Genomic DNA, 25006 nt, shown 5'->3' on the forward strand with positions numbered 1-25006 from the left:
CCAAGGGGGTGGGTGAAGGATTTCACAAAGTCGTGGGACAGAGATGGCACTTGGTGCCCTCAGATCCACAACGCTGTGACCTCAGCTCATCCGCAACGCGAGGAAGAAGTCCAGCTTGTCCTCGAGCCGGGAAAGATCGCGACCCGTCAACTGCTCGATGCGCCCCACCCGGTAGCGCAGCGTGTTGACGTGCAGGTGCAGACGGGCGGCACACCGGGTCCAGGAGCCGTCACAGTCGAGAAAGGCCTCGAGGGTGGGGATCAGTTCGGCGCGGTGGCGTCTGTCGTAGTCGCGCAGCGGGTCGAGAAGGCGCGCCGTGAAGGCGCGGCGTACGTCGTCCGGCACGAAAGGCAGCAGCAGGACGTGGGACGCCAGCTCCTGGTGTCCGGCCGCGCACACCCGTCCGGGCCGCGCCGCCGCGACCCGGCGCGCGTGCCGGGCCTCCTCCAGGGCGCCGCGCAGCCCGTCCGCCGAGTGCACGGCGGCGCTGACGCCGAGCGTGAGCCGCCCGTCGTCGTCGAGCCCCGCCGACAGCGGGTCGCGTACGGCCTCGAGCAGCGTGTCGGCGAGCAGTCCGGCCTCGGAGCCGTCGTGCTCCGAGGAAACCGCCGGAAGCGGTACGAGCGCGATGGCCTCGTCGCCCGTATGGGCGACCGCGATCCGGTCGGACGGCTCGGGTCCCGACGTCAGCGGGTCGACGAGGATCTCCTCGAGCAGCGCCTGCGCCACCGGCCCGCCCTCGATCTCTCCGCCGTCCCACTCGACGCGGGCGACCACGACCTGCCAGTGCGGGGCGGCGCCGAGACCGGGCAGCAGCACGGGCGCCGCGACCCGCAGCCGCGCCGCGATCTCGGCGGGCGCGGCACCGGTCTGCACCAGCTCCAGCACCTCCTGCGCGAGCCGCCGGCGCACGGTGCGTGCCGCGTCCCGCCGGTCCCGTTCGACCGCGATCAGCTGTGTCACGCCCTCCAGCAGGTCGAGCCGCTCCTCCGGCCAGTCCCCGGCGTCCGCCTCGACCGCTAGCAGCCAGTCGGACAGGACCGTCTCGCGTACGTCGCGCGCGCCCGCCGTACCGCGGCCGCTGCTGCGGATCGGGAAGAGCGAGTACGTCGTGCCGCCCACGGTCACGCGGTACGGCCCGCGCCGCCCGGTGCGGACGGCCGCCAGGTGCTCGCCCGCGAGCGTGGCGCAGACGTCGGCGGGCAGTCCCGGTTCCGTGAGGTTCGAGCCCGCGATGAGGCGTCCGGCGGGGGAGAGGACCCAGGCCTGCAGGTCCAGGTCGGAGCCGAGCAGGTCCAGGACCACGTCCGGGCCGCCGCCCGCCGGGCCGGAGGTCATCATCCGGCGGTGCCGGTCCACCACGGCGGCCAGGTCCCCGGCCCGCTCGCCCGACACCTGCCGTACGACATGCTCGGTGATCGTCGCGAAGGCCACCGACTCGTTGACGGCGAACAGCGGCAGCCGGTGCCGGGCGCAGGCCGCCACCAGATCGTCCGGGATGGCGCCCAGCTCGGCCTCGCCGGCGGCCAGCGCGGTGACTCCGGCGCCCGTGAGGATCCGTACGAAGGGCTCGGAGTCGGCTGCGTCACGGCGCCAGGCGAGGCCCGTGAGCACCAGCTCGCCGCCGGAGAGATAGCGGCTCGGGTCCCGTAGGTCCGTGGTCATCACACCGCGCACGGTGCGGTCCAGCTCGTCCTCGCCGCCGAGCAGCCGCAGGCCCAGCGCGTCGGTGTCCAGCAGTGCGCGCAGCCGCATTCTCGTCGCCGCCGTTCTGTCTCGAAATCTACGATGGATCTGGATGGATCTGAGGGCGGGACCCGGCACGCGGGTCCCCGGGCTCCGCAGCGCGGGCCCCAGGGCGTCCGGCGGACGGTGGTCCCGGCTCCCATGGCCCGTGTCCTGGGCTTTCGCGAACGGTGGTCGCTGTTTCCCGAGGCTGTGGATGGTGTTTCCAGAGGAAAGCGGGGAGGTTACTGAAGACCTCCGTTCATATGAATCTACAAGATGAGCGCCCTGGCCAGCCAACTCCTTCATGGTTTCGGTGACTGACCCCCGTGCGGGGCGGCGCTGTGTACTGAGTCCAATCCACGTGAACAACTCATGAACGAGCCGGGCCCGCCGCACACGATCTGGCTTGAACAGAACCATCCACGAGACGAAGAAGAGAGCCGGTCATGGACTTCCTTCGCCCCGCCAGCTGGGAGGAGGCGCTCGCCGCCAAGGCCGAGCACCCCACCGCTGTGCCGATTGCGGGTGGCACCGATGTGATGGTCGAGATCAACTTCGACCACCGGCGGCCCGAGTACCTGCTGGACCTGAACCGCATCGGCGAGCTGAGCGAGTGGGAGGTCGGCGAGGAGTCAGTCCGCCTGGGAGCCTCGGTCCCGTACACCCGGATCATGGAGCGGCTGCGCGGCGAACTGCCCGGCCTGGCCCTCGCCTCCCACACCGTGGCCTCCCCGCAGATCCGCAACCGCGGCGGCGTCGGCGGCAACCTCGGCACCGCTTCCCCGGCCGGCGACGCCCACCCCGCGCTCCTCGCGGCGGGCGCGGAGGTCGAGGCGGAGTCCGTACGAGGCTCCCGGCTCATCCCGATCGACGAGTTCTACACCGGCGTGAAGCGCAACGCGCTCGCCGCCGACGAGCTCATCAGGGCCGTCCACATCAAGAAGGCCGACGGCCCGCAGCAGTTCTCGAAGGTCGGCACCCGCAACGCCATGGTGATCGCGGTCTGTGCCTTCGGTCTGGCGCTGCACCCGTCGTCGCGCACGGTCCGCACCGGCATCGGCTCGGCCGCGCCCACGCCCGTGAGGGCCAAGGCCGCCGAGGAGTTCCTGAACGCGGCGCTCGAAGAGGGCGGCTTCTGGGACAACGGCAAGATCATCACTCCGTCGGTCGCCAAGCAGTTCGCGGAGCTGTGCTCCGCCGCCTGCAACCCGATCGACGACGTCCGGGGCACGGCGAGCTACCGCCGCCACGCGGTCGGCATCATGGCCCGCCGCACGCTGACCTGGACCTGGGAGTCGTACCGCGGCACCGCCGCCAGCACGGAGGGAGTCGCGTAATGCGCGTCAATTTCACGGTCAACGGACGTCCGCAGGAAGCCGACGACGTGTGGGAGGGCGAGTCCCTGCTGTACGTGCTGAGGGAGCGCCTGGGCCTGCCGGGTTCGAAGAACGCCTGCGAACAGGGCGAGTGCGGGTCCTGCACGGTCCGCCTGGACGGCGTACCGGTGTGTTCGTGTCTGGTCGCGGCCGGGCAGGTCGAAGGGTGCGAGGTCGTCACGGTCGAGGGCCTCGCGGACTACGCCAAACAGCGTGCGGAGCAGGGGGGTTGCGCGACCGGGGCGTGCGGTACGCCCCTGGACGCGGCCAAGCAGTGGGAGGCCAGGCCCTCCGACTCCCAGACGGGCGAAGGCACCGAACTCTCCCCGATCCAGCAGGCGTTCATCGACGCCGGCGCCGTCCAGTGCGGCTTCTGCACCCCGGGCCTGCTGGTCGCCGCCGACGAGATGCTGGAGCGCAACCCGACCCCGACCGACGCGGACATCCGCGAGGCGCTGTCGGGCAACCTCTGCCGCTGCACCGGCTACGAGAAGATCATGGACGCGGTGCGTCTGGCGGCCGCCCGGCAGGGAGAGGCGGTCTGACGATGCCCACCAACGGCGCGCCCATCGGTACTCCCACCAAGGTCACCCAGGGTTCCCAGACCAAGGGCGGCATCGGCGAGTCCACGCTCCGCCCGGACGGCACGCTCAAGGTCACCGGCGAGTTCGCGTACTCCTCCGACATGTGGCACGAGGACATGCTCTGGGGCCAGATCCTGCGCTCCCCGGTGGCCCACGCGGAGATCGTGTCGATCGACACCTCCGAAGCCCTCGCACAGGCCGGTGTCTACGCCGTCATGACGTACGACGACCTGCCGACGGACGCGAGGAACTACGGCCTGGAGATCCAGGACACCCCGGTCCTCGCCCATGGCCGCGTACGCCACCACGGTGAGCCCGTCGCGATCGTGGCCGCCGACCACCCGGAGACCGCGCGCCGCGCCGCCGCCAAGATCAAGGTGGAGTACCGCGAACTCCCGGTCGTGACCGACGAGGCGAGCGCCACCGCCCCCGACGCCCCGCTGATCCACGAGGGGCGCACCGACCACCACATCGGCCACGTCCCGCACCCGAACATCCTGCACCGCCAGCCGATCGTCCGCGGTGACGTCGCGGCCGCCCGGGAGCGCGCCGACTTCGTCGTCGAGGGCGAGTACACCTTCGGCATGCAGGACCAGGCGTTCCTCGGCCCGGAGTCCGGTCTCGCCGTGCCCGCCGAGGACGGCGGTGTCGACCTCTACATCGCCACCCAGTGGCTGCACTCCGACCTGCGGCAGATCGCCCCGGTCCTCGGGCTGCCCGAGGACAAGGTCCGGATGACGCTGTCCGGCGTCGGCGGCGCGTTCGGCGGCCGCGAGGACCTGTCGATGCAGATCCACGCCTGCCTGCTGGCGCTGCGCACCGGCAAGCCGGTCAAGATCGTCTACAACCGGTTCGAGTCCTTCTTCGGGCACGTCCACCGCCACCCGGCGAAGCTCCACTACGAGCACGGGGCGACCAAGGACGGCAAGCTCACGCACATGAAGTGCCGGATCGTTCTTGACGGCGGCGCGTACGCGTCGGCCTCCCCGGCGGTCGTCGGCAACGCGGCGTCCCTGTCGGTCGGCCCGTACGTGGTCGACGACGTCGACATCGAGGCGCTCGCGCTCTACTCCAACAACCCGCCCTGCGGCGCCATGCGCGGCTTCGGCGCCGTCCAGGCGTGCTTCGCGTACGAGGCGCAGATGGACAAGCTCGCCGACAAGGTGGGCATGGACCGGGTCGAGTTCCGCCGGCTCAACGCGATGTCGCAGGGCACGATCATGCCGACCGGGCAGCCGGTCGACTCGCCGGCCCCGGTCGCCGAACTCCTGCGCCGCGTCAAGGCGATGCCGATGCCGCCGGAGCAGCAGTGGCTCGCGGCCGGTGAGCAGGCGGATGTCCGCCAGCTGCCGGGCGGCCTGTCCAACACCACCCACGGCGAGGGCGTCGTCCGCGGTGTCGGCTACGCGGTCGGCATCAAGAACGTCGGCTTCTCCGAGGGCTTCGACGACTACTCGACCGCCAAGGTCCGTATGGAGGTTGTCGGCGGCGAGCCCGTCGCGACCGTCCACACCGCGATGGCGGAGGTCGGCCAGGGCGGTGTCACCGTCCACGCGCAGATCGCCCGCACCGAGCTGGGCGTCGCCCAGGTGACGATCCACCCGGCGGACACACAGGTGGGCTCGGCCGGTTCGACTTCCGCATCCCGTCAGACGTACGTCACCGGTGGCGCCGTCAAGAACGCCTGCGAGCTGGTCCGCGAGAAGGTCCTGGAGATCGGCCGCCGCAAGTTCGGCACGTACCACCCGGCCTGGGCCACCGCCGAGCTGCTCCTGGAGGGCGGCAAGGTCGTCACCGACGGCGGCGAGGTCCTCGCCGACCTGGCGGACGTACTCGACGGCGAGGCGGTCGAGGTCGAGGAGGAGTGGCGGCACCGGCCGACCGAGGCCTTCGACCTCCGTACCGGCCAGGGCTTCGGCCACGTCCAGTACTCCTTCGCCGCGCACCGCGCCGTCGTCGAGGTGGACACCGAGCTCGGCCTGGTGAAGGTCATCGAGCTGGCCTGCGCCCAGGACGTCGGCAAAGCACTCAACCCGCTGTCCGTGATCGGCCAGATCCAGGGCGGTACGACCCAGGGCCTGGGCGTCGCGGTCATGGAGGAGATCGTCGTCGACCCGAAGACGGCGAAGGTCAGGAACCCCTCCTTCACCGACTACCTCATCCCCACGATCCTCGACACGCCGACCATCCCCGTCGACGTGCTCGAACTCGCCGACGACCACGCGCCCTACGGGCTCCGCGGCGTCGGCGAGGCCCCGACCCTGTCCTCGACTCCGGCCGTCCTCGCGGCGATCCGGAACGCGACGGGCTTGGAGCTCAACCGCACGCCGGTACGCCCGGAGCACCTCACCGGAACGGCGTAGGCGACCCGCCGTTGCTGTGGGCAGCGTTCCGCAAGGCGGAACGGCTGGGCACAGCAACGGCACCCCCGGCTCCGGGCGGCCGTACAACCAACGGCAACCCCTGGTACCGGTTCAAGTGCAGTACCGCTTTTCGTTCGTCTCGGGCCGTCCCCCGGGTCGTGCACCTTCCCAAAACCCGCGCCGCCACGGCGGTTTCCGCGGGAGCCCCTATGAACCTTGGGAGACGGCACCATGACCCAGCAGTCACTGGAGCCCAGGACCACAGCCGAAGACGCGGGTGAGGGAACCCGCGTCCCGGCCGGCAGGTCCTGGCTCGACCGGTACTTTCACATATCCAAGCGAGGAAGCACGGTCGCGCGTGAGATGCGCGGCGGCGTCACGACCTTCATGGCGATGGCGTACATCCTGCTGCTCAACCCGCTAGTCCTCTCCGGCAAGGACGCCGCCGGGAACACGCTCGGCCAGCAGGCTCTGATCACCGCGACGGCGTTCGCGGCGGCCTTCACCACGCTCCTGATGGGCTTCTTCGGCAAGGTGCCGCTCGCCCTCGCCGCCGGACTCTCCGTCTCCGGCGTGCTCTCCTCGCAGGTCGCGCCCCAGATGACCTGGCCGCAGGCCATGGGCATGTGTGTGATGTACGGCGTCGTGATCATGCTCCTGGTGGTCACCGGGCTGCGCGAGATGATCATGAACGCGATCCCGCTGGCGCTGAAGCACGCGATCACGATGGGCATCGGTCTGTTCGTCGCCCTGATCGGCCTGGTGAAGGCGGGCTTCGTCCACCAGGGCAAGGCGACCCCGGTCTCCCTCGGCCCGAACGGCGAACTCGCCGGCTGGCCGGTCCTGCTCTTCGCCGCGACCCTCCTCCTGATCTTCATGCTCCAGGCCCGGGGCATCCCCGGCGCGATCCTCGTCGGCATCGTCAGCGGCACGGTCCTCGCCGTGATCCTCAACGCCCTCGACGTCATCGACCCCAAGCAGTGGGCCAGCGGCGCCCCCGAGCTGCACGGCAGCGCGGTGTCGATGCCTGACTTCTCGATCTTCGGCGACGTCGAGTTCGGCGGCTGGGGCCAGGTCGGCGCGATGACGGTCGGCATGATCGTCTTCACCCTCGTCCTCGCGGGCTTCTTCGACGCGATGGCCACCATCATCGGCGTCGGCACCGAGGCCAAGCTGGCCGACGAGAAGGGCCGGATGCCGGGCCTGTCCAAGGCACTGTTCATCGACGGCGCGGGCGGCGCGATCGGCGGCGTCTCGGGCGCCTCCGGTCAGACGGTGTTCGTGGAGTCGGCGACCGGGGTGGGCGAAGGCGCCCGCACGGGCCTGTCCTCCGTCATCACCGGTCTGTTCTTCGCGGCCTGCCTCTTCTTCACCCCGCTGACGGCGATCGTCCCCGGCGAGGTCGCGGCCGCGGCCCTGGTCGTCATCGGCGCCATGATGATGACGAACGCCCGGCACGTGGACTGGGCCGACCGCGCCACCGCGGTCCCGGTCTTCCTGACCGTCGTGATCATGCCGTTCACGTACTCCATCACCGCGGGCGTCGCGGCCGGAGTCATCAGCTACGTCGCCATCAAGATCGGCCAGGGCAAGGCCCGGGAGATCGGGGCGTTCATGTGGGGCCTGACGGCGATCTTCCTCGTCTTCTTCGCCCTCAACCCGATCGAGAGCTGGATGGGCGTCCACTAGACGCTCCCGCTGGAGGTGCGGTGCCTCGTCTGCGGGTCCGTCGTCGCTGGTCGCGCAGTTCCCCGCGCCCCTTACGGGGCGCTGCACCGCACCAAGGCCCTCCCACAACCGCGATCAAGGAGACCGAGAGATGCTGGACATCGCCGAGGAGCTGCACCGCTGGGTGGAGCAGGGACGCGACTTCGCCGTGGCCACCGTGGTGGCGGTCGGCGGCAGCGCACCCCGCCGGCCGGGTGCCGCCCTCGCGGTGGACGCCGACGGCACGGCGATCGGCTCGGTCTCCGGCGGCTGTGTGGAGGGCGCGGTGTACGAACTGTGCCAACAGGCGTTGGAGGACGGGGAGCCGGTCCTCGAACGCTTCGGCTACAGCGACGAGGACGCCTTCGCGGTGGGCCTGACGTGCGGCGGGATCATCGACATCCTGGTGACCCCGGTACGCGCCTCGGACGCCTCCCGGAAGGTGTTCGCGTCGGCGCTGTCCGCCGCCGCCCGCGGAGAGGCGGCGGCGGTGGCGCGCATCGTCTCCGGCCCGGCCGGACTACTGGGCCGCGCCCTCCTCGTACTCCCCGACGGCTCGTACGAGGGCGGCTTCGGCGCCCACCCCGAACTGGACCGCACGGTGGTCGACGAGGCGCGCGCCTTCCTCGACACCGGCCGGACCGGCACCCTGGAGATCGGAGAGCAGGGCTCTCGCTGCGGAGCACCGCTCACACTCCTGGTCGAGTCCTCGGTCCCACCGCCCCGCATGATCGTCTTCGGCGCGATCGACTTCGCCTCCGCCCTGGTCCGCATCGGCAAGTTCCTCGGCTACCACGTGACGGTGTGCGACGCGCGCCCCGTCTTCGCGACGCGGGCCCGCTTCCCAGAGGCGGACGAGATCACCGTCGAGTGGCCGCACAAGTACCTGGAGCGCACGGAGGTCGACGCCCGCACGGTCCTCTGCGTCCTGACCCACGACGCCAAGTTCGACGTACCCCTCCTCCAGCTCGCCCTTCGCCTGCCGGTCGCATACGTCGGCGCGATGGGCTCCCGCCGCACTCACCTCGACCGCAACGACCGCCTCCGCGAAGTCGGCGTCACCGAACTGGAGTTGGCCCGCCTGCGCTCACCGATCGGCCTCGACCTCGGAGCCCGTACGCCCGAGGAGACCGCCCTCTCCATAGCCTCGGAGATCGTCGCGAACCGACGGGGAGGCAGCGGGACATCACTGACCGGCGCCCACACACCGATCCACCACGACATGTCCTCAACGCCGGAGCCGACGGGACGGATCGGTTCGGTAGCCTGACCTGCCCCAAAGGGCCGGGCACGAGCTCACGGGCAGACGCGGAACCCGAAGAACCCCCGACCTCCCGCACGTCAGACACTGAGACGCTCAGACAGTCAGACATGGGCTAGAAGCCGCTCCAAGGGCCGCGGTGTCCGTTCCAGATCCAGACTCTCGACAAGCTCGTGCGCGTACTGGGCCTTGCGGCCCTTATGCGTCCCCATGAAGCGATGGAGCTGCTGCTCGACGGTCCGCTCGCGCTGGGCAGGCTGATTCTGGAAGATACGAAACGACCGCAACTCACCCTGCACGTCGACGACTTGCTGTACGGCATCGGCGCCCAGCGAACGGATCAACTCGTCCTCCAGATCCGCGTCGCACACATAGAACCCGAGCGGTTCCAGCCCGTCGCGCGTGAGATCGGAGGCGAGCCCGGCCCGCTCCAGCGCACGCCGGAAGAAGCGCTCCTCTCCCGCGTCGCACAGACCGGCCAGCCGCACATCGAGTCCCCCGGGACCGCACAGATCCACGAACCGTCCGATACTCGTCGCACCCCCGAGCGGCACGACCGAAACACCCTCCGCGTCAAGATCCCGGCCAAGCCTGGCGGCCAGCGATTCAAGCGCGACCTGATCACTCCCGCCCTCCACAAGCACGACCGTACGCAGCCCGACGCCACCCGCCAGCTCCCGCGCGGACTCGGCAGCCGCCGGCGCCTCCACCCCACCGGCCGCCCACTCCACGACGGCCCGCCGGAATCTCCCCATGTCGTTCATGCATGCCAGTCTCGCAACTCCGGCCGGAGTCACTCCACGTCATTTCGGATGCCTTTGACATCGTGACCCCATGAGTCTCATGGGCGAGCCGGTGGAACGCGTGGACGAGCAGGACCGACTGGCTCCCCGAGGCCGACTTCCGACAGGCGCTGTGGCGCTGGCCGTTCGTCCCCGACAGCCGGGAGGCCTTCACCACGTACGACGCCCTCAGGGCCACCGCAGCAACTTGTCCACAGCCCGCCCGAACACCCACCGAGCCGCCCACCTCAACACGGGATCGAGAACCCGGGGCAGCCCCCGCACTCCCAACTCCTCCCGCCACACCACCCACGAACCACCACCCACGACCGGACGCACCTCCACCTCGGCCCACCCGGTAACAAACGCCCCCCGTTTGACGAGCCGACACAATCCGAATCCGCCACCGGAGCCCTCCCCCTCAGGCGGCCGCCAGACGACGACCTCCATGGGGTCATCGAACGCCGCACCGCCGACACCGGACCGCGCCACGAAGACAGTCCCCACCCCACCCGGCGCCACCGTGACGACAGAGACCCGAGTCAACGGCACCACACGACCATGCCGCTCCCACGCGGTAAGCCGCTGCCAAGCCTCACCAGCACTCACCGAGCTGTCCCGCCGAACGACAAAGAGAACCACACCAAGATCGTATGCACACAACAGTCAAAACGCTCCCGCACCCGCCAACGCACCCGGGGGCGAGGCCGTGCCGGTATGTCACGTTCGCAACGTAGAGCTCCCGCTGGAAACCTCCACCCGTTGCAACCAAGGGCAGTACGCCCAGTGGTTGCGAACGGACATACCGGCACGGCCCCGCCCCCACCCCACCGGGCCGGAAGCGCCCCACCGGTGACGCGCTCCGAACTCAGACGTCCAGCAAATCCCGCACCTGAACAGGCAATCCGGTCTCGAACGACTCATTGGCCGCAAGCCCGGTAACCAACGACCGAGCCCCATCGACGGCGTCCGCGGCCCGCCCCAACGGATCAGCACTCACACCCGAATCCGAACCCGCACCCGAACCCGAACCGGCACCCGAACCCGCACCTACACCCACCCACGGCCCGAACAGATCCGCCAACATCCGCACGTCCCCACCCCCATGCCCACCCTCCCCACTGGCGACCTTCACCTCACGAGGCCGCTCCCAGAACCGCCGCAGCAGCAACTCCGTACGCCCGGCCTCGTCACCGACGGCGGAACCGTGCATGACCGGACCGCTCCCCTCGACCTCGACATCGGACCGCACCCAGGTCGACTCCTCGACGAGGAGCTCGAGCCGCCCCTCGCTGCCGTTGAAGGCGACGCGATAGCCCTCCCAAGGGGAATAGGCGGTGAGGTGGTAGGTCAGGGAGGCCCCGGACGTGTACCGCACAAGCACCGCCATGTCGTCCTCGATGGTCACCCCGGGCCCGAACACGTTCTGATCGCGGTGATAGCCGTCCTCCCGCTCGGCGTCGAGATACAACGCGCTGAGCACATCCGAATCCGCGAGACGTACGGCAAAGGGGTCGCCCTCAGCGGCAGCGGCACCGTGGGCCCGGGCATAGGGCCGGGCAAGCCCCCGCCGCCGCCCCGCCTCGTCACCGTAGAAGAAGAGACCACCCTGCGCGAATACGGTCTCCGGCCCCGTCCCCAGCCACCAGTTCACCAGATCGAAGTGATGAGTCGACTTATGGACCATCAGGCCGCCGGAGTTGGCCTTGTCCCGGTGCCACCGCCGGAAGTAGTCCGCGCCGTGCCGCAGATCGAGCAGCCACTCGAAGTGCACCGAGCCGACCTCGCCGATCTCCCCGGCCGCGATGAGTTCCCGTACGGCCGAATGCACTGGGTTGTAGCGGTAGTTGAAGGCGACCCGCACGTCCCGCCCGGTCCGCCGCCGGGCCTCCAGGATGCGACGCGCCCGCTCGGCATCGGTGGTCATCGGCTTCTCGGTGACGACGTCGCAGCCCGCCTCCAGGGCGCGCACGATGTAGTCGTCGTGTGTCCGGTCGACACTGCACACCACCACGAGGTCAACCCGCTCCCGGTGCAGCATCACCTCGAAGTCCTCGGCGGCGTAAGCGGGTACGGGCTCCCGCCCGGGATGATCGGCCGCGATCCAGCCGTTGTGGACCGCCATGCGATGGGCGTTGACATCGCAGAACCCCACCAGGTCGATCCGATCCGCGTACGGACCGGCGAGCGCCTCGGTGAACAGCCGGGCGCGGGCACCAAGCCCCACCACGGCACACCGACGACGCCCTTCCGCGGCGGACGAGACGGACGCGGTGGACGAGACGGACGCGCCAGATGCGGCGGACGCGCCAGACGCCGCAAACGCGCCAGACGCTGCGGATGAGACGGATGCGGCTCGGGGGTCTTGTTCTGACATCAGGACCTTCCCTAAGGTCGTGCGGGGGGTGGAAGCGCTTTCTAGCGAAAGAGGTGACCCACTCATGCCCGGAAACAGGACAAGGAAGTCCTGGAGGTCCTGGCCGTCCCGCAGGGCCAGGACTCCCTGGCCGTCCCGCACGACGGCCGCGACCCTCGCGCTCTGCGCGGCCGCGGCTCTCACCGGCTGCTCCGACTCGGGAGAGTCCAGCAGCGCGGGCGGCAAGGCCGTGCTGCGCTACACCTGGTGGGGCAATCCGGACAGGGCGGCCAGAACCCAGGCGGCCGTCGACCTCTTCGAGAAGAAGCACCCGGACATCGACGTGCAGACGTCCTTCTCCGGCTACGACGCCTACAAGCAGAAGCTGGCCACCCAGGCGGCCGGCGGCGACGCCCCCGACGTGATGCAGCTCGACTACCGGATGATCGACCAGTACGCGTCCGGCGGTGTGCTGCTGGACCTCGCGAAGCAGCGGTCCGCGCTGAGCACCGCGGATATCGACAAGGGCCTCCTTGCCACGGGTGTCGTGGACGACAGGCAGTACGCGGTCCCCCAGGCGCGCGGCACCGAGACCATCGTGTACGACACGAAACAGTGGAAGGCCGCCGGAGTCGAGCTGCCCCGCGAGGGCTGGACCTGGAACGACTGGGCCGACGCCATGCGCGCCCTCGCCGAGAAAACGGGCAAGCCCGGCGGCACCGATCCGGGATGGAGCGAGGACGCCTTCGAGGTCTGGCTGCGCGGCCAGGGCAAGTCCCTCTACACCAAGGACGGGAAACTCGGCTTCACCGCAGACGACCTGACGCGCTACTGGACCTTCACGGACCGACTGCGCAGGGAGGGAGCCGTCTCACCGGCCGAGGAGACCACCCAGCTCGACGGCACCGTCGAGAACACCCCGCTCGGACGCGGCGGCAGGGCCCTCTCCGACAACAACTGGGACGCGCCGTCCAGCGGCTTCCTGGCCCTCGTCCCGACCGGAGTCACCCTCGCCCCCATGCCGTCCGGCGAGGACGGCACGCCCGGCCAGTACTTCAAGCCGTCGATGTTCATGGGCATCGCGGACAGCTCCGGCCATCCCGAAGAGTCGGCCCGGTTCATCGACTTCATGCTGAACGACATGGACGCCGCGAAGATCCTCGGCGCGACCCGCGGCATCCCCGTCAACGAATCGATCCGCGAGAAGATCGCGCCCGAGCTCAAGGACTTCGACAAGACGGTCGCCGACTACCAGGCGTCCGTGGACGGCACCCTCAACTCCCCGCCGCAGGCGCCGCCTTCGGGCGACAGCGCCCTGCAGACCACCTTCCAGCGCGACTACGACCAGGTGTCGTTCGAGCGGATGTCGCCCCGTGAGGCGGCCGAGGACTACGTCACCGAGGCGAAGGCGGAGCTGAGGTCATGACCACCACCGAGATACCGGCCCCCGCCCGTACCGCGAAGACCACCCCGGCCAAGCGGCCCAAGCGCCAACGCGAGGGCGCAGCCTGGGTGTTCCTCTCCCCGTGGGTCCTCGGCGCGGCCGTACTGACCCTGCTCCCGATGGCCGTCTCGCTCTATCTCTCCTTCACCGACTACGACTTGTTCAACCCGCCCCAGTGGGTGGGCCTGCGCAACTACACGCAGATGTTCACCGAGGACCCGCGCTACTGGCGCTCGGTCGTCGCGACCCTCACGTACGTCGTCATCGCCGTGCCCCTCCAACTCGGCCTCGCCCTGGTCGTCGCGCTCGCGCTGAAGTCCATGCGGCGCGGGCGGGCCTTCTACCGCTCGGCCTTCTACGCGCCCTCCCTGCTCGGCGCCTCGATGTCCATCGCCCTGGTGTGGCGGGCGGTCTTCAACGACGGCGGCACGGTCGACAACCTGCTGGGCACGGGCGGCTGGGTCAACAAGCCCGGCTGGGCGCTGTTCGCCGTCGCGCTGCTGACGGTGTGGCAGTTCGGCGCGCCCATGGTCATCTTCCTCGCCGGGCTCCAGCAGATCCCCTCCGAGCTGTACGAGGCGGCGGCTGTCGACGGGGCGAGCCGATGGCGGCAGTTCCTGTCCATCACCGTGCCCATGCTCTCCCCGGTGATCTTCTTCAACCTGGTGCTCCAGACCATCCAGGCCTTCCAGGTCTTCACCCCCGCGTTCGCGGTCAGCGCGGGCAAGGGCGGCCCCGCCGACTCGACGCTCTTCTACACCCTCTACCTCTACGACCGCGGCTTCGTCGCCTCCCACATGGGCTACGCGTCCGCGATGGCCTGGACCCTGCTCCTCGTCATCGGCGCCGTCACCGCCGTGCTGTTCAGGACCTCGCGCTCCTGGGTCTTCTACGCGTCCGAGGGGGACCGATGACCACCTCAACCGCTGCAACTCCCGCTGTACGCAAGCCGGTTGCCTGGCGCCGTGTCGCCCTGCACGTCGGCTGTCTCGCCGCACTCCTCGTGATGCTGTATCCGCTGGCGTGGCTGCTCGCGACCTCGCTCAAGCCCGCCGACGAGGTGATCGCCAGCCTCGACCTGCTGCCCAGCAGCCTGGAGTGGTCCAACTACAAGACCGCACTCGACGGCGTGAACGACGTCTCCGTGTGGCGGCTGCTCGGCAACTCGCTGTTCATCGCGGGCGGCGCGGTCGTCGGCAACGTACTCAGCTGCTCCCTGGCCGCGTACGCCTTCGCCCGGCTGCGCTTCCGCTTCCGCGGTCCGCTCTTCGCCTTCATGATCGCGACGATCATGCTGCCGCACCACGCCGTGCTGATCCCGCAGTACATCATCTTCAACCAGCTCGGCATGGTGAACACCTACTGGCCGCTGATCCTGCCCAAGTTCCTTGCCACAGAGGCGTTTTTCGTCTTCCTCATCGTGCAGTTCATGCGCGGGCTGCCGCGTGAGCTGGAGGAGGCGGCGCGGATCGACGGCTGCGGGCCGTTCCGCAGCTTCTTCCTGGTCATCCTGCCGCTCACCCGGCCCGCGCTGATCACCACGGCGATCTTCACCTTCATCTGGACCTGGAACGACTTCTTCACCCAGCTGATCTACCTCTTCTCGCCGGAGAAGTTCACGCTCACGCTGGCGTTGAGGTCGTTCGTGGACGCGTCGAGCACGTCGGCCTTCGGCCCGATGTTCGCGATGTCGGTGATCGCCCTGCTGCCGATCGTGCTGTTCTTCCTCGCCTTCCAGAGGTTCCTGGTCGAGGGCATGGCGAACTCCGGGATCAAGGGATGAGCGCCGGACCGGCCCGCGAGACGGGCGAGATCTTCGGACCGCGGATGACGCTGTTCGCGGACGTGCTGAGCGTGGGGGTGTGCACGGCGCTCGCGGCGCTGCCGGTCGTCACACTGCCGGCGGCGCTGTCCACGGCGTGCGCGGTCCTGCGCGGGGCGCGCGAGGACCAACCGGCCACGGCAGGACGGTACTTGGCGTTGCTGCGGCGACGCCTGCGCGTCGGCGACCTCGCGGCCGGAGCGCTGACCCTGGCGGGCGTGCTGCTGCTCTGGGCCGACCTGGCCCTGGCCCGCGCCGGACTGCCCGGCGCCCCGCTCTTCGCGGTTGTCGCGGCGGCCATCGGAGCGTGCGCGGCTGTCGTCGGCCTGCGCGCCTGCGGCCGGCCCGAGTCGCTCACCGACTGGCGTGCGGCGGTGGTCGGCGCCGCCCGGGACTCCGTACGGGACGTGGGCGGCAGCGGTCTCGTCCTGCTGGCGGTGGCCGCTGCCGCGCTGTGCGCGTGGATGCTGCTGCCACTGGCGTTCCTGGCGCCGGGGCCGCTGGCGTTGGCGCTGACGGCGGTCGACGTACGGGTGTCTGCCCGCCCCCTTCGACAGGAGTCGGCATGATGGGCCGGAGGATCTTCCTCGCCTCCACCGCCGCCGCGGCGGCAGCCGTCGGGCAGGGAACCGCCCTTGCGGACACGCAGGACGAAGCCGGCACGCACGACGCTGCTGACACGCACGATGAAACGGAAGGTGAAGTGGCCCCGCTCGACACCGACTTCGTCGACTTCCTCACCCGCGCCGCCGATGCCCGGGCCGATTCGGTCCTCGACGGATACGGCACGTACCTCAAGGAACTGCGCGACCAGGGCAAGGCGCGCTCCTCGGCCCGGGCGCTGCGCACGCTCACCTCGGTGTACGTGCACGGCGACTCCAGGCGCCACCACGACGCCGCCCTGCTCGGACCGCTCGGCGAACTCGCGGAAGCGCTCGCCGAGGAGCAGTTCGACGACGGGCTCTGGGACCAGGGCGCCGCCCACTCCCCGCCGGACACCGCTTTCTCGATCGTCGACCTGAATCTCACCCACAGCCTGCTGACCGGGGACGATCACGAGGCCACGCGGCCCCTGCGCGCCACCCTCGAACGCATTCTGCGCAAGGCGGGCCCCGGCCTCGCGACCGGCGGTCTGCACACCGCCAACCACCGTTGGCTCGTGTGCTCGGCCCTGGCCCGCATCCATGCCCGGTGGCCCGACCCCTCCTACCCCGAGCGCATCGACGCCTGGCTCGCCGAGGGCATCGACCAGTTGCCGGGCGGCGAGTACAGCGAACGCAGCCCCACCTACTCGGCGGTGGTGACCAATCCGGCCCTCCTGACCCTCGCGCGCCACTACGGACGCCGGGACCTCTACGGGGTCGTACGCAGGAACCTCGCCGCCACCCTGTACGTCATCGAGCCCAACGGCGAGGTGGAGTCGGTCCATTCGCGCCGCCAGGACCAGACAGTCCTGCGGTACCTTCCCGAATTCTGGCTCCAGTACAGGGAGTTGGCGATCCGCGACGGAGACGGCCGGTTCGCCGCGGTGGCCGCGCTCCTGCGTGAACGGGGCACCGACCAGACCTTCGGCGAGACCCCGCCGGGCGACCGGCTCGCCGAGGTGCTCGACAGACCCGAGCTGGCGCGTGAGCTGCCCCAACCCGCCGAGCTGCAGGCGGACTTCGAGCACCACGACACGGCCTGTGGCCTCGTGCGCGTACGCCGTGACGACCGCACCGCGAGCATCTTCGGCGGCACCGACTTCCCGGACGTGCGCGCCATCTCATCAGGCTTGTCCACGAACCCCACGTTCTTCAAGATGCGCAAGGGAGACGCGATCCTCGACTCCCTGCGGCTGGCCCCGCAGTTCTTCTCGCTCGGCCACTTCCGGGCGGAGCACCTGGAGCGCACGGTCGACGGCTGGCGCCTCACCGCCGAGGTCCATGCCGCCTACCACCAACCGCTGCCGCCGCAGCACCGTCGCCGCGACGGTCTGTACCCGCTCACCGACGACGGCCGCTTCTGGTCGGCGATGGACTTCCCGCACCGCCCGAAGGAGTACCGCACACTCCGTACCGAAGTGCTGGTCCAGGAGACGGCGGGCGGCTCCTGGACCCTGGACGTCCAACTCACAGGCTCCGAGGTCCCGTTCGCCCTGGAGCTGTGCTTCCGCCCCGGCGGCACGCTGACCGGCGCCGGCCTGGAACCCGTCACCGGCACCCCGGACACGTACCACCTCGTGAGCGGCGAGGCCTCGTACACCGTCGGAGACGACCGCATCACCTTCGGCCCCGGCAACGGCAAGGGCGGCAGACAGCCGCCGGTGGTGGACGCGGGGGAGCGCTACTCGTGGATGAGCGGTTCACTGACGCCGGCCGGCATCCGGGTACTCATCACGGGACGATCGCCGCTGGACCATCGCCTCACCTTGCGCTGATACCAGGGGTGCCGTGCCAGGCGTTCGCTCTCGGGCAAGTGCCCGTGCGCTGGCGGGCATGGGCCGAAGTCCGGCCGCTCTAGCCTCGCCGGGACAACCCCCAGGGGAGCGGGCCGAATGAGGAGCGACATGAGCACGAACGAGCAGGCGGATGTGGTCGTCGTCGGGCTGGGACCGGGCGGTGAGTACGTCGCGGGCACACTGGCCGAGGCCGGACTGGACGTGGTGGGGGTCGAGGCGGAACTCGTCGGGGGCGAGTGTCCGTACTGGGGATGCGTGCCCAGCAAGATGATGATCAGGGCCGGCAATCTGCTGGCCGAGGGGCGCCGGATCCCCGCCCTCGCCGGTGAGGCGGTCGTGACTCCGGACTGGAGCAGGGTGGCCGGGCGCATCCGCGACGAGGCCACCGACGACTGGAACGACCAGGTGGCCGCCGACCGGCTCACGGCCAAGGGCGGTCGGCTCGTCCGGGGGAGGGGACACCTGGCCGGGCCGCGCCGGGTGACGGTCGGTGACCGCACTTTCGAGGCGCGGCGCGGTGTCGTGCTGGCCACCGGCACCCGCCCCCGGATCCCACCGGTGCCGGGCCTCGAAGGAACGCCGTACTGGACCAACCGGGACGCGATGGCGGCGAAGGAACTCCCGGCGTCGATGGTCGTGCTCGGCGGAGGTGCCATCGGCGTCGAACTCGCCCAGGTATTCGCCCGCTTCAAGTGCGCGGTCACGGTGATCGAGGGACAGGACCGGCTGCTGTCCCAAGAGGAGCCGGAAGCTGGGGAGTTGGCGGCCGAGGCGCTGCGCGCGGACGGTGTCACCGTCCTCACCGGTGCCCGGGCGCGGCAGGTCGGCCATGACGGCGCCGGGTTCACCGTATGGCTGGAGGGCGAGGGGGAGCCGCTGCGTGCCGAGCGGCTTCTGGTCGCCACCGGGCGGTATGCCGACCTGGCCGCGCTGGGGCTCGACACGGTGGGACTCGATCCGACGGGGGCGGCCGTGCCCACGGACGGGCAGCTGCGCGCCGGCGAGGGGCTGTGGGCGGTCGGTGACATCACCGGCCGGGGCGCCTTCACTCATGTGTCGATGTACCAGGCGGAGATCGCCGTCCGGGACATCCTCGGGCAGCCCGGGCCCGACGCCGACTACCGGGCGCTGCCCCGCGTCACCTTCACCGACCCGGAGATCGGGTCCGTCGGCCTGACTGAGCGTCAGGCGCGGGAGCAGGGGCGGTGGGTGCGTACGAGTGTGGTGTCCATCGCCTCCTCCACACGCGGCTGGATCCACGGGCCGGGCGGCGAAGGGTTCATCAAGCTTGTCGAGGACGCCGACCGGGGCGTGCTGATCGGCGCGACCTCGGCGGGTCCGGCGGGCGGGGAGGTGCTCTACGGGCTGAACGTGGCCGTCCACGCCGAGGTACCCGTCGACCGGCTCCAGCACATGATCTACACCTATCCCACCTTCCATCGGACGATCGAGGCGGCCCTGGGAGCCCTCCGCTGAGTCGTACACCGACCCGCCCGGGCGGATCCGCCGGCGCGGATCCGCCCGCTCGGCGCCGGCGCACCATGGCGCTTGCCGCCGGTGTGCTCCTGGCGGTCTGGTCGCGGTGGTCACGACCCGGCGCCGGTGAAGGGGCCTGTACGAGACGGCCGAGCCGCGCGGACGACCCGTACGGGGGAGCTCGTCCGAGCGGCTGGCTGTGCCCAACTGACGCCTGACGCCTGACGCCTGACGCCTGACGCCTGCCGTCTGACGCCTGTCGCCCGGCGTCAGCTCGTCGCGCGTACCGCGGCGAGGATCAGGTCGGCGACCTCCTTGGGCTGGGACACGGCGACGGCGTGCGAGGCGCCGTCGATCTCGACGATGGTCGCCCCGGCCCTCTTCGCGCCAAAACGCTCGACCTCGGGGTTGATCGCCTGGTCCGCGCCCGCCACCAGCGCCCAGGAGGGCTTGGTCTTCCACGCGGCGGCCGAGGCCGCCTCCGTGAACGCCGAGGCGGCCAGCGGACGCTGCGCCGCCGCCAGGACCTTGGTGACCGGGGCCGGGACGTCGGCGGCGAAGATGTCCGGGAACGCCTCGGCCTTGATGGTGACCTCGACCGCGGGCTCCGCCCCTTCGACGGGGTACGTCCACTCCTTGAGGTTGCTCACGAGCGGGGAGAGCGGGAAACGGCCCTGCAACTCGCCGAGGCTCTCGCCCTCTTCGGGGGCGTAGGCGGCGATGTAGACCAGCCCGACGACGTTCTCCGCGGTGCCGGCCACGGTGATGAGCGCACCGCCGTAGGAGTGGCCGACCAGCACGACCGGGCCGTCGATCTGCGATGCCACGGAGGCGATGTACGCGGCGTCGGACGCCACGCCGCGCAGCGGGTTCGGCGGCGCCAGCACGGGGACGCCGTGGTTCTGCAGCTCCGCGACGACCCCGGACCAGCTGGCGGCGTCCGCGAAGGCACCGTGCACGAGAACGGCGGTGGGGGTGGTGGACATGTTCTTCTCCTTGATGTGGATGGGCGTGCGTTTCGTCGCGGTCAGCGGCCGTGGAGCGCGGTGCGCAGGGTGCCGACGGCCATCGTGATCGCGGCCTCGGCGGCGTGCGTCTCGCGCAGGGCGTTGAGCATCACGAAGTCGTGGATGATCGCCTGGAAGCGCACGGCGGTCACCGGGACACCGGCCTCACGCAGTTTGTTGGCGTATGCCTCGCCCTCGTCGCGCAGCACGTCGGCCTCGCCGGTGATGACCAGGGCCGGCGGCAGACCGGCGAGCTGCTCGGTCGTCGCCCGCAGCGGGGAAGCGGTGATCTGGGCGCGCTCCGCCTCGTCGGTCGTGTACTGGTCCCAGAACCACTGCATGCCGTCGCGCCGCAGGAAGTAGCCGGTCGCGAACTGGTGGTAGGAACCGGTGTCGAAGTTCGCGTCGGTGACCGGGTAGAACAGCACCTGCTGGACGAGGGGCAGGTCGCCGCGCTGCTTGGCCATCAGCGTCAGCGCGGCCGCCATGTTGCCGCCGACGGAGTCACCGGCCACGGCCAGCCGGGAACCGTCCAGATTCTTGGACGCGCCCTGCTCGACGATCCAGCGGGCGACCGCGTAGTTCTGCTCGATGGCGACCGGGTAACGGACCTCGGGGGAGAGGTCGTACTCGGGGAAGACCACGGCGGCGTTCGCGCCGACGGCGAGTTCGCGGACCAGGCGGTCGTGCGTGTGGGCGTTGCCGAAGACCCAGCCCGCGCCGTGGATGTAGAGGATCACCGGTAGCGTCCCCTGGGCACCGGCGGGCTTGACGATCCGGGCCCGGACGCTGCCCGTAGGACCGCCGGAGACGGTGATCCACTCCTCGTCGATCCGCGGCTTCTCGATCTCGCCGGACTGCACCTCGTCAACGGCCTTGCGGCCTTCGGCGGGCGGCAGGTCGAAGAGATAGGGAGGGTTGGCGGTGGCTTCGGTGAAAGCGGCTGCCGCCGGCTCCAGCACTGGCTGGACCGGCTCGAAGGTGTCGGACATGCAATTCTCCTGAAGTGTCGTGCGTGAACTGCGGGTCGGTCGATCAGCACGCTAATACCGGAAAACCGACGGGAATTGCCCACGAGCGCACCGGAGCTGACCTCAGCGTGCACGAAAAGGGGCGCGGCAAGAAGCAGTGCGCTGTCGGTACGCATTCGGTGCGCTGAGAGGACACACGGGCGTATCCGCCAGGAATAGCGTGACGCTCCCGTCGAAAGCCGTTTCGCCTTCAGGAGGTTGGCCCACGTTGTCCACGATGCCGGTCGGCGGGCTGATTCCCGGCGCCACCGACGACGCGGCGGACCTGGTCGTTCGCAACGCAACTTCCCCGACAACTACAGCACCGTCGTTGAACTGGCCGAGGCAGGTCAACTGTCGCTGCGCATCGCGTATCACCTTTTCCCGCAGACGGCCGGTCAGGAAATCGACGACCTGGCCAGCTGGATCGAAATGGCCCGCCCCGCGGACGGGGACGAATGGCTGCGCCTCAACGGCGCGGGCGAGAATCTCACCTGGGCGGCAGCGGATTTCGAGAAATTCGCCCAGCCACGCCCACAGCTCGCCTCCGACTACGAGGCCGATTTCGAGAAGGCCGTGCGCCGACCATCGCCACGGCACTTCAGGCCGTGCTCGTCGCCGCGGCCGTCATCGCGGTCGCGCATCGCCTCCCGGGCTCCGACGCCGTCTGGACCAGGCCGCGGCCCCAACGCGGTACCGCTCTACCGGCGGCGAAACCGCGTACCCCGGCCCGCCGTGTCCCGCCACTCGCTCGGGGACATGCCGTACGCGGCCCGGAACACCCGGCTGAAGTGCGTGGCACTGAGGAAACCCCAGCGGCCCGCGACCGCGGCGATGGTCTGCCGGCCGTGAACGCCGCGCATCAGATCGCGACGGCACTCCTCGAGACGGCGGCGCTGGATCCACCGGCCGACCGTCGTGCCCTCGTCCTGGAACAGCTTGTGCAGGTACCGCACCGAGATGTGATGGGCCCCGGCGATCAGTTCGGGGGACAGGTCCCCGTCGGCCAGATGCAGGTCGATGAACCGCAGGATCCGCGACAGCAGCGGGGACTGGGCATCGGGTATGCCCGTCGCGTCCTTGCCCAGCTGTTCCGTGGCGAGGGTGGCCAGGAGGTTCACGGCGTTCCAGGCGAGCATCTCGCCGACCGCGGGCTGGGACGAGGAGACCGTGTCGGCGAGTTCGGACAGGAACGGCGACAGCAGCGCACCCAGCCGGGAGGACCGGCCGACCGGCGCCGCCATGACCTGCTCCACGTCACGCTCCTCGAGCCCCAGCGCCTCGCGCGGCACGAGGAAGAGCTTCAGCCGGACGTGCTCGGGGAAGTCCAGCAGCGGCGGACGGTCCGCGGCGTAGAAGCAGATGTCTCCGGGTTCCAGGCGGATCTCCCGGCTCCGCTGTGCGTCGAAGGCGCCGGAGGCGCTTCCCCGTACGCCCACGAAGAGGTACTCGCCGTTGACCCGGGCGGTCAGCCGGTGAGCGGTCTGCTGCGGCCGCCCCTCTCCGGGCAGCCGTGCCGGCGCCCGGCCCGTGACGACGATGTCCAGGCCCATGGGCATCCGGCACACCGTCTCGCCACTGTCAGCCCCGATGGTGCTGATGTCGGACATCATCTGTCGCCTCCGTGCCCGGCCGAACAAACCGCTATTCACTGCTCACGGAGCCTAGAAAGGCGGATGTGTAAAAAAAGTGACACCGGAGTGACATGGGCGACCGACCATGCCGTCTATGTGTGGTCGGTGTGCAGGAAGTGGTTCAGCAGGCGCTCCCGCGCGGCCTGCCGTTCCGCCAGGGAGTCGTGTGTCTCGCTGAGTTCGGCGGCGAACACGCGCAGCAGGTCGTGTTGGACGTAGCTGCCGGGTGCGTGTTCGGTGACGAGGTGGGCCTCGGCGAGTTCATCGAGGATCAGACGTGCCGTGCGGGCGGGGAGGCCGGTGAGAGCGGCGGCGTCGTCCGCCGCGAGGTCCGGCCCGGGGTGCAGCGACAGAAGGCGGAACAACCGGGCGCTCTCAGGCGCCAGACACCGGTAGGAGCAGGCGAAGGCGGTGCGGGCGTCGGCCGCGCCTCCCGTGCCGGCGAAAGCGTCCAGACTCCCCCGGGAGTGACGCAGTTCGGCGGCGATGGCCGCCAGCGGAAAGTCCGGGCGGCTGATGGCCCGGGCGGCCACGATGGCCAGCGCCAGCGGCAGTCGGCCGCAGCGCGCGATGAGCTCGTCGGCCGCCGCGGGCTCGGCGGCCAGCCGCTCATGGCCGGCGCGCAGGGCCAGTACGGTCCGCGCGTCCGCGGCGGACGGCAGATCCAGGCGCAGGGGGTGGGCACCCGAGGCGATCAGGCTGGGCAGGGCGTTGCGACTGGTGATCAGCGTCAGACAGCCGGGCGACGCGGGGAGCAGCGGCCTGACCTGCTCGGTGCCCGAGGCGTCGTCGAGCAGTACGAGAAGCCTTCGGCCGGACAGCAGACTCCGATACAGACCTGCGAGGGCGTCCACGCCGTTCGGCAGGTGACGGGGAGGCACGCCGAGAGCGGTGAGCATTCCACGCAGTGCCTCCGCGGGATCCAGGGGCGTCCTGGCGGGGGCGAAACCCCGCAGCTCCACGTAGAGCTGACCATCCGGGAACCGATCGGCGATTCCGTGCGCCCAGTGGACCGCGAGCGTGGTCTTCCCGATGCCCGCCATCCCGCTGATCAGGACCGTCGCGGGTGCTCCTGCGGAGTCCGACGCCGCCTCGGTGATCTCCAGCAGGCTGCCGAGTTCGGCCCGTCTGCCGGAGAAGACCAACAGATCGGGCGGCAACTGGGCGGGGCGGACCACCGGCTCCGGCGCTTCGGGCCGCGTCGCCGGCAGCCCGCGACCGGACGGGGGACCGGTCGGCCGCAGCTCCTGACGGAGCACCCGGGTGTGGGCCGCGGCCAGCTCGGCGCCGGGCGCGACCCCCAACTCCTCGGCCAGCAGCCGTCGTACGTCCTCGTACGCCGCCAACGCCTCCGCCTGCCGTCCGGAGGCGGCCAGCGCCATGACGAGCCTGGCGTGCAACGACTCGTTCAGGGGGTCGAGTTCGACGGCCTGGCGCAGGCGCGGCAGGAGGTCCTCCGTCCTGCCGCACAGCAGCGCCGTGTCGGCCGCCATCACCGTCGTGTGCACGAGCTCGCGCTCCACCGCGGCGAACACGGTGTGCTCCCGGACGGACGAGGGGATCCCCATCGCGACCGGACCCCGCCACTCGCTCAGCGCCTCGACGAAGTGCCGCAGCGCCACCTCGGGTCTTCCGGTGGCGACAGCCCGCTTGCCGCGCTTGGTGAGGTCGCGGAACCGCAGCAGGTCGACCTCGTCCTCGCCCGCCTCCAGCAGATAACCACCGTCACGGCGGAGCAGCCGACGACCGGGTGCCCGGGGCGGCAGGTCGGGTTCGAGCAGCCGACGCAGCGCGCCGACGTAACGGCGCACCACGTTCATCGCGCTGGCCGGCGGTCGCTCGGGCCAGAGCACGTCGACGATCTCGCTCGCCGGAACGGGCCGGCCCGCCCGCACCAGGAGCAGACCCAACAGGGCACGCTGCTGGGGGAACCCGAGTTCGAGCTCCCTCTCCCCCCGGCACACCCGAAGGGGACCCAGTACCTCGAACCGCATCAACTCTGCGAACTCCGTCTTG

At 70.5% G+C, this 25006-nt stretch carries 19 protein-coding genes and 1 pseudogene; 12 read left to right on the forward strand and 8 right to left on the reverse strand.

The genetic code is table 11. The annotated features are described in order from the left end of the window. Positions 1-81 precede the first annotated feature (81 nt). Complete coding sequence (locus tag GAS53_RS31130) at positions 82-1755, reverse strand: PucR family transcriptional regulator (protein WP_151481070.1); 1674 nt, start codon at positions 1753-1755, stop codon at positions 82-84. A gap of 419 nt (positions 1756-2174) precedes the next feature. On the opposite strand from GAS53_RS31130, the gene GAS53_RS31135 reads away from it, so the two are divergent. The 5 genes from GAS53_RS31135 to GAS53_RS31155 all read left to right on the forward strand — a co-directional run bounded on the left by GAS53_RS31135 (position 2175) and on the right by GAS53_RS31155 (position 9028). Next, on the forward strand, positions 2175-3065 hold the full coding sequence (locus GAS53_RS31135) for an FAD binding domain-containing protein (protein WP_151481071.1): 891 nt from the start codon (positions 2175-2177) through the stop codon (positions 3063-3065). Continuing rightward, positions 3065-3649: a (2Fe-2S)-binding protein gene (locus GAS53_RS31140; protein ID WP_151481072.1), complete on the forward strand. Its 585-nt coding sequence runs from the start codon at positions 3065-3067 to the stop codon at positions 3647-3649. Before GAS53_RS31135 ends, GAS53_RS31140 begins: the two co-directional genes overlap by 1 nt. Positions 3650-3651: 2 nt before the next feature. Next, a complete protein-coding gene (locus GAS53_RS31145) occupies positions 3652-6051 on the forward strand; it encodes a xanthine dehydrogenase family protein molybdopterin-binding subunit (protein ID WP_151481073.1) in 2400 nt (799 codons plus the stop codon). Between the two features lie 231 nt (positions 6052-6282). Continuing rightward, complete coding sequence (locus GAS53_RS31150) at positions 6283-7740, forward strand: NCS2 family permease (RefSeq protein ID WP_151481074.1); 1458 nt, start codon at positions 6283-6285, stop codon at positions 7738-7740. A gap of 130 nt (positions 7741-7870) precedes the next feature. Continuing rightward, positions 7871-9028, forward strand: coding sequence for an XdhC family protein (locus GAS53_RS31155; protein WP_151481075.1), 1158 nt, complete (start codon positions 7871-7873; stop codon positions 9026-9028). A 95-nt stretch (positions 9029-9123) separates the two neighbouring features. On the opposite strand, the gene GAS53_RS31160 is transcribed toward GAS53_RS31155, so the two are convergent. The 3 genes from GAS53_RS31160 to GAS53_RS31170 form a co-directional block, all read right to left on the reverse strand. After that, entirely contained in the window at positions 9124-9783 is a 660-nt protein-coding gene (locus tag GAS53_RS31160; RefSeq protein ID WP_151481076.1) for an ATP-dependent endonuclease, read from the reverse strand. Positions 9784-9990: 207 nt separating this feature from the next. Then, on the reverse strand, positions 9991-10443 hold the full coding sequence (locus GAS53_RS56645) for an SRPBCC family protein (RefSeq protein WP_151481077.1): 453 nt from the start codon (positions 10441-10443) through the stop codon (positions 9991-9993). 226 nt (positions 10444-10669) lie between these two features. Then, entirely contained in the window at positions 10670-12028 is a 1359-nt protein-coding gene (locus tag GAS53_RS31170; RefSeq protein WP_225859190.1) for a Gfo/Idh/MocA family protein, read from the reverse strand. 214 nt (positions 12029-12242) lie between these two features. On the opposite strand from GAS53_RS31170, the gene GAS53_RS31175 reads away from it, so the two are divergent. The 6 genes from GAS53_RS31175 to GAS53_RS31200 all read left to right on the forward strand — a co-directional run bounded on the left by GAS53_RS31175 (position 12243) and on the right by GAS53_RS31200 (position 19339). Then, the gene (locus GAS53_RS31175) at positions 12243-13583 is read left to right on the forward strand and encodes an ABC transporter substrate-binding protein (protein WP_151481079.1); all 1341 of its coding nucleotides are present in this window, start codon (positions 12243-12245) and stop codon (positions 13581-13583) included. Next, positions 13580-14515, forward strand: a complete 936-nt coding sequence (locus tag GAS53_RS31180) for a carbohydrate ABC transporter permease (RefSeq protein ID WP_151481080.1) — start codon at positions 13580-13582, stop codon at positions 14513-14515. Before GAS53_RS31175 ends, GAS53_RS31180 begins: the two co-directional genes overlap by 4 nt. Continuing rightward, a complete protein-coding gene (locus GAS53_RS31185; RefSeq protein WP_151481081.1) occupies positions 14512-15384 on the forward strand; it encodes a carbohydrate ABC transporter permease in 873 nt (290 codons plus the stop codon). The genes GAS53_RS31180 and GAS53_RS31185 overlap by 4 nt, the downstream gene beginning before the upstream one ends. After that, positions 15381-15992, forward strand: a complete 612-nt coding sequence (locus GAS53_RS31190; protein WP_151481082.1) for a hypothetical protein — start codon at positions 15381-15383, stop codon at positions 15990-15992. Before GAS53_RS31185 ends, GAS53_RS31190 begins: the two co-directional genes overlap by 4 nt. Then, a complete protein-coding gene (locus GAS53_RS31195) occupies positions 15989-17842 on the forward strand; it encodes a hypothetical protein (RefSeq protein WP_192583351.1) in 1854 nt (617 codons plus the stop codon). Before GAS53_RS31190 ends, GAS53_RS31195 begins: the two co-directional genes overlap by 4 nt. A 129-nt stretch (positions 17843-17971) precedes the next feature. Next, positions 17972-19339, forward strand: a complete 1368-nt coding sequence (locus GAS53_RS31200) for a dihydrolipoyl dehydrogenase family protein (protein WP_151481083.1) — start codon at positions 17972-17974, stop codon at positions 19337-19339. Between the two features lie 269 nt (positions 19340-19608). On the opposite strand, the gene GAS53_RS31205 is transcribed toward GAS53_RS31200, so the two are convergent. Then, complete coding sequence (locus tag GAS53_RS31205; protein ID WP_151481084.1) at positions 19609-20325, reverse strand: alpha/beta fold hydrolase; 717 nt, start codon at positions 20323-20325, stop codon at positions 19609-19611. A 41-nt stretch (positions 20326-20366) separates the two neighbouring features. Beyond that, positions 20367-21338, reverse strand: coding sequence for an alpha/beta hydrolase (locus GAS53_RS31210; protein WP_151481085.1), 972 nt, complete (start codon positions 21336-21338; stop codon positions 20367-20369). 318 nt (positions 21339-21656) lie between these two features. Between GAS53_RS31210 and GAS53_RS56650 the strand changes: the two are divergent. Beyond that, positions 21657-21938: pseudogene (locus GAS53_RS56650) on the forward strand (amidohydrolase); the annotation flags it as partial. A gap of 119 nt (positions 21939-22057) precedes the next feature. Here GAS53_RS56650 and GAS53_RS31220 read toward each other — a convergent pair. Next, positions 22058-22969 carry a helix-turn-helix domain-containing protein gene (locus GAS53_RS31220; protein ID WP_151481086.1) on the reverse strand — a complete coding sequence of 304 codons (912 nt, stop codon included), beginning with the start codon at positions 22967-22969 and terminating at the stop codon, positions 22058-22060. 113 nt (positions 22970-23082) lie between these two features. Next, positions 23083-24984, reverse strand: coding sequence for an AfsR/SARP family transcriptional regulator (locus tag GAS53_RS31225; protein ID WP_151481087.1), 1902 nt, complete (start codon positions 24982-24984; stop codon positions 23083-23085). Positions 24985-25006 lie beyond the last annotated feature (22 nt).

Origin of the sequence: Streptomyces albicerus (assembly GCF_008905045.1) — a bacterium.
GTDB lineage: Bacteria > Actinomycetota > Actinomycetes > Streptomycetales > Streptomycetaceae > Streptomyces > Streptomyces albicerus.

Excerpts from the sequence above, each read along its gene's own strand:
- GAS53_RS31135 (WP_151481071.1), top strand. The coding sequence starts at position 2,175 with ATGGACTTCCTTCGCCCCGCCAGCTGGGAGGAGGCGCTCGCCGCCAAG.
- GAS53_RS31140 (WP_151481072.1), top strand. The coding sequence starts at position 3,065 with ATGCGCGTCAATTTCACGGTCAACGGACGTCCGCAGGAAGCCGACGAC.
- GAS53_RS31225 (WP_151481087.1), bottom strand. The coding sequence starts at position 24,984 with ATGCGGTTCGAGGTACTGGGTCCCCTTCGGGTGTGCCGGGGGGAGAGG.
- GAS53_RS31220 (WP_151481086.1), bottom strand. The coding sequence starts at position 22,969 with ATGATGTCCGACATCAGCACCATCGGGGCTGACAGTGGCGAGACGGTG.
- GAS53_RS31200 (WP_151481083.1), top strand. The coding sequence starts at position 17,972 with ATGAGCACGAACGAGCAGGCGGATGTGGTCGTCGTCGGGCTGGGACCG.
- GAS53_RS31175 (WP_151481079.1), top strand. The coding sequence starts at position 12,243 with ATGCCCGGAAACAGGACAAGGAAGTCCTGGAGGTCCTGGCCGTCCCGC.
- GAS53_RS31190 (WP_151481082.1), top strand. The coding sequence starts at position 15,381 with ATGAGCGCCGGACCGGCCCGCGAGACGGGCGAGATCTTCGGACCGCGG.
- GAS53_RS31195 (WP_192583351.1), top strand. The coding sequence starts at position 15,989 with ATGATGGGCCGGAGGATCTTCCTCGCCTCCACCGCCGCCGCGGCGGCA.
- GAS53_RS31150 (WP_151481074.1), top strand. The coding sequence starts at position 6,283 with ATGACCCAGCAGTCACTGGAGCCCAGGACCACAGCCGAAGACGCGGGT.
- GAS53_RS31210 (WP_151481085.1), bottom strand. The coding sequence starts at position 21,338 with ATGTCCGACACCTTCGAGCCGGTCCAGCCAGTGCTGGAGCCGGCGGCA.
- GAS53_RS31145 (WP_151481073.1), top strand. The coding sequence starts at position 3,652 with ATGCCCACCAACGGCGCGCCCATCGGTACTCCCACCAAGGTCACCCAG.
- GAS53_RS31155 (WP_151481075.1), top strand. The coding sequence starts at position 7,871 with ATGCTGGACATCGCCGAGGAGCTGCACCGCTGGGTGGAGCAGGGACGC.
- GAS53_RS31205 (WP_151481084.1), bottom strand. The coding sequence starts at position 20,325 with ATGTCCACCACCCCCACCGCCGTTCTCGTGCACGGTGCCTTCGCGGAC.
- GAS53_RS31185 (WP_151481081.1), top strand. The coding sequence starts at position 14,512 with ATGACCACCTCAACCGCTGCAACTCCCGCTGTACGCAAGCCGGTTGCC.
- GAS53_RS31160 (WP_151481076.1), bottom strand. The coding sequence starts at position 9,783 with ATGAACGACATGGGGAGATTCCGGCGGGCCGTCGTGGAGTGGGCGGCC.
- GAS53_RS31130 (WP_151481070.1), bottom strand. The coding sequence starts at position 1,755 with ATGCGGCTGCGCGCACTGCTGGACACCGACGCGCTGGGCCTGCGGCTG.
- GAS53_RS31180 (WP_151481080.1), top strand. The coding sequence starts at position 13,580 with ATGACCACCACCGAGATACCGGCCCCCGCCCGTACCGCGAAGACCACC.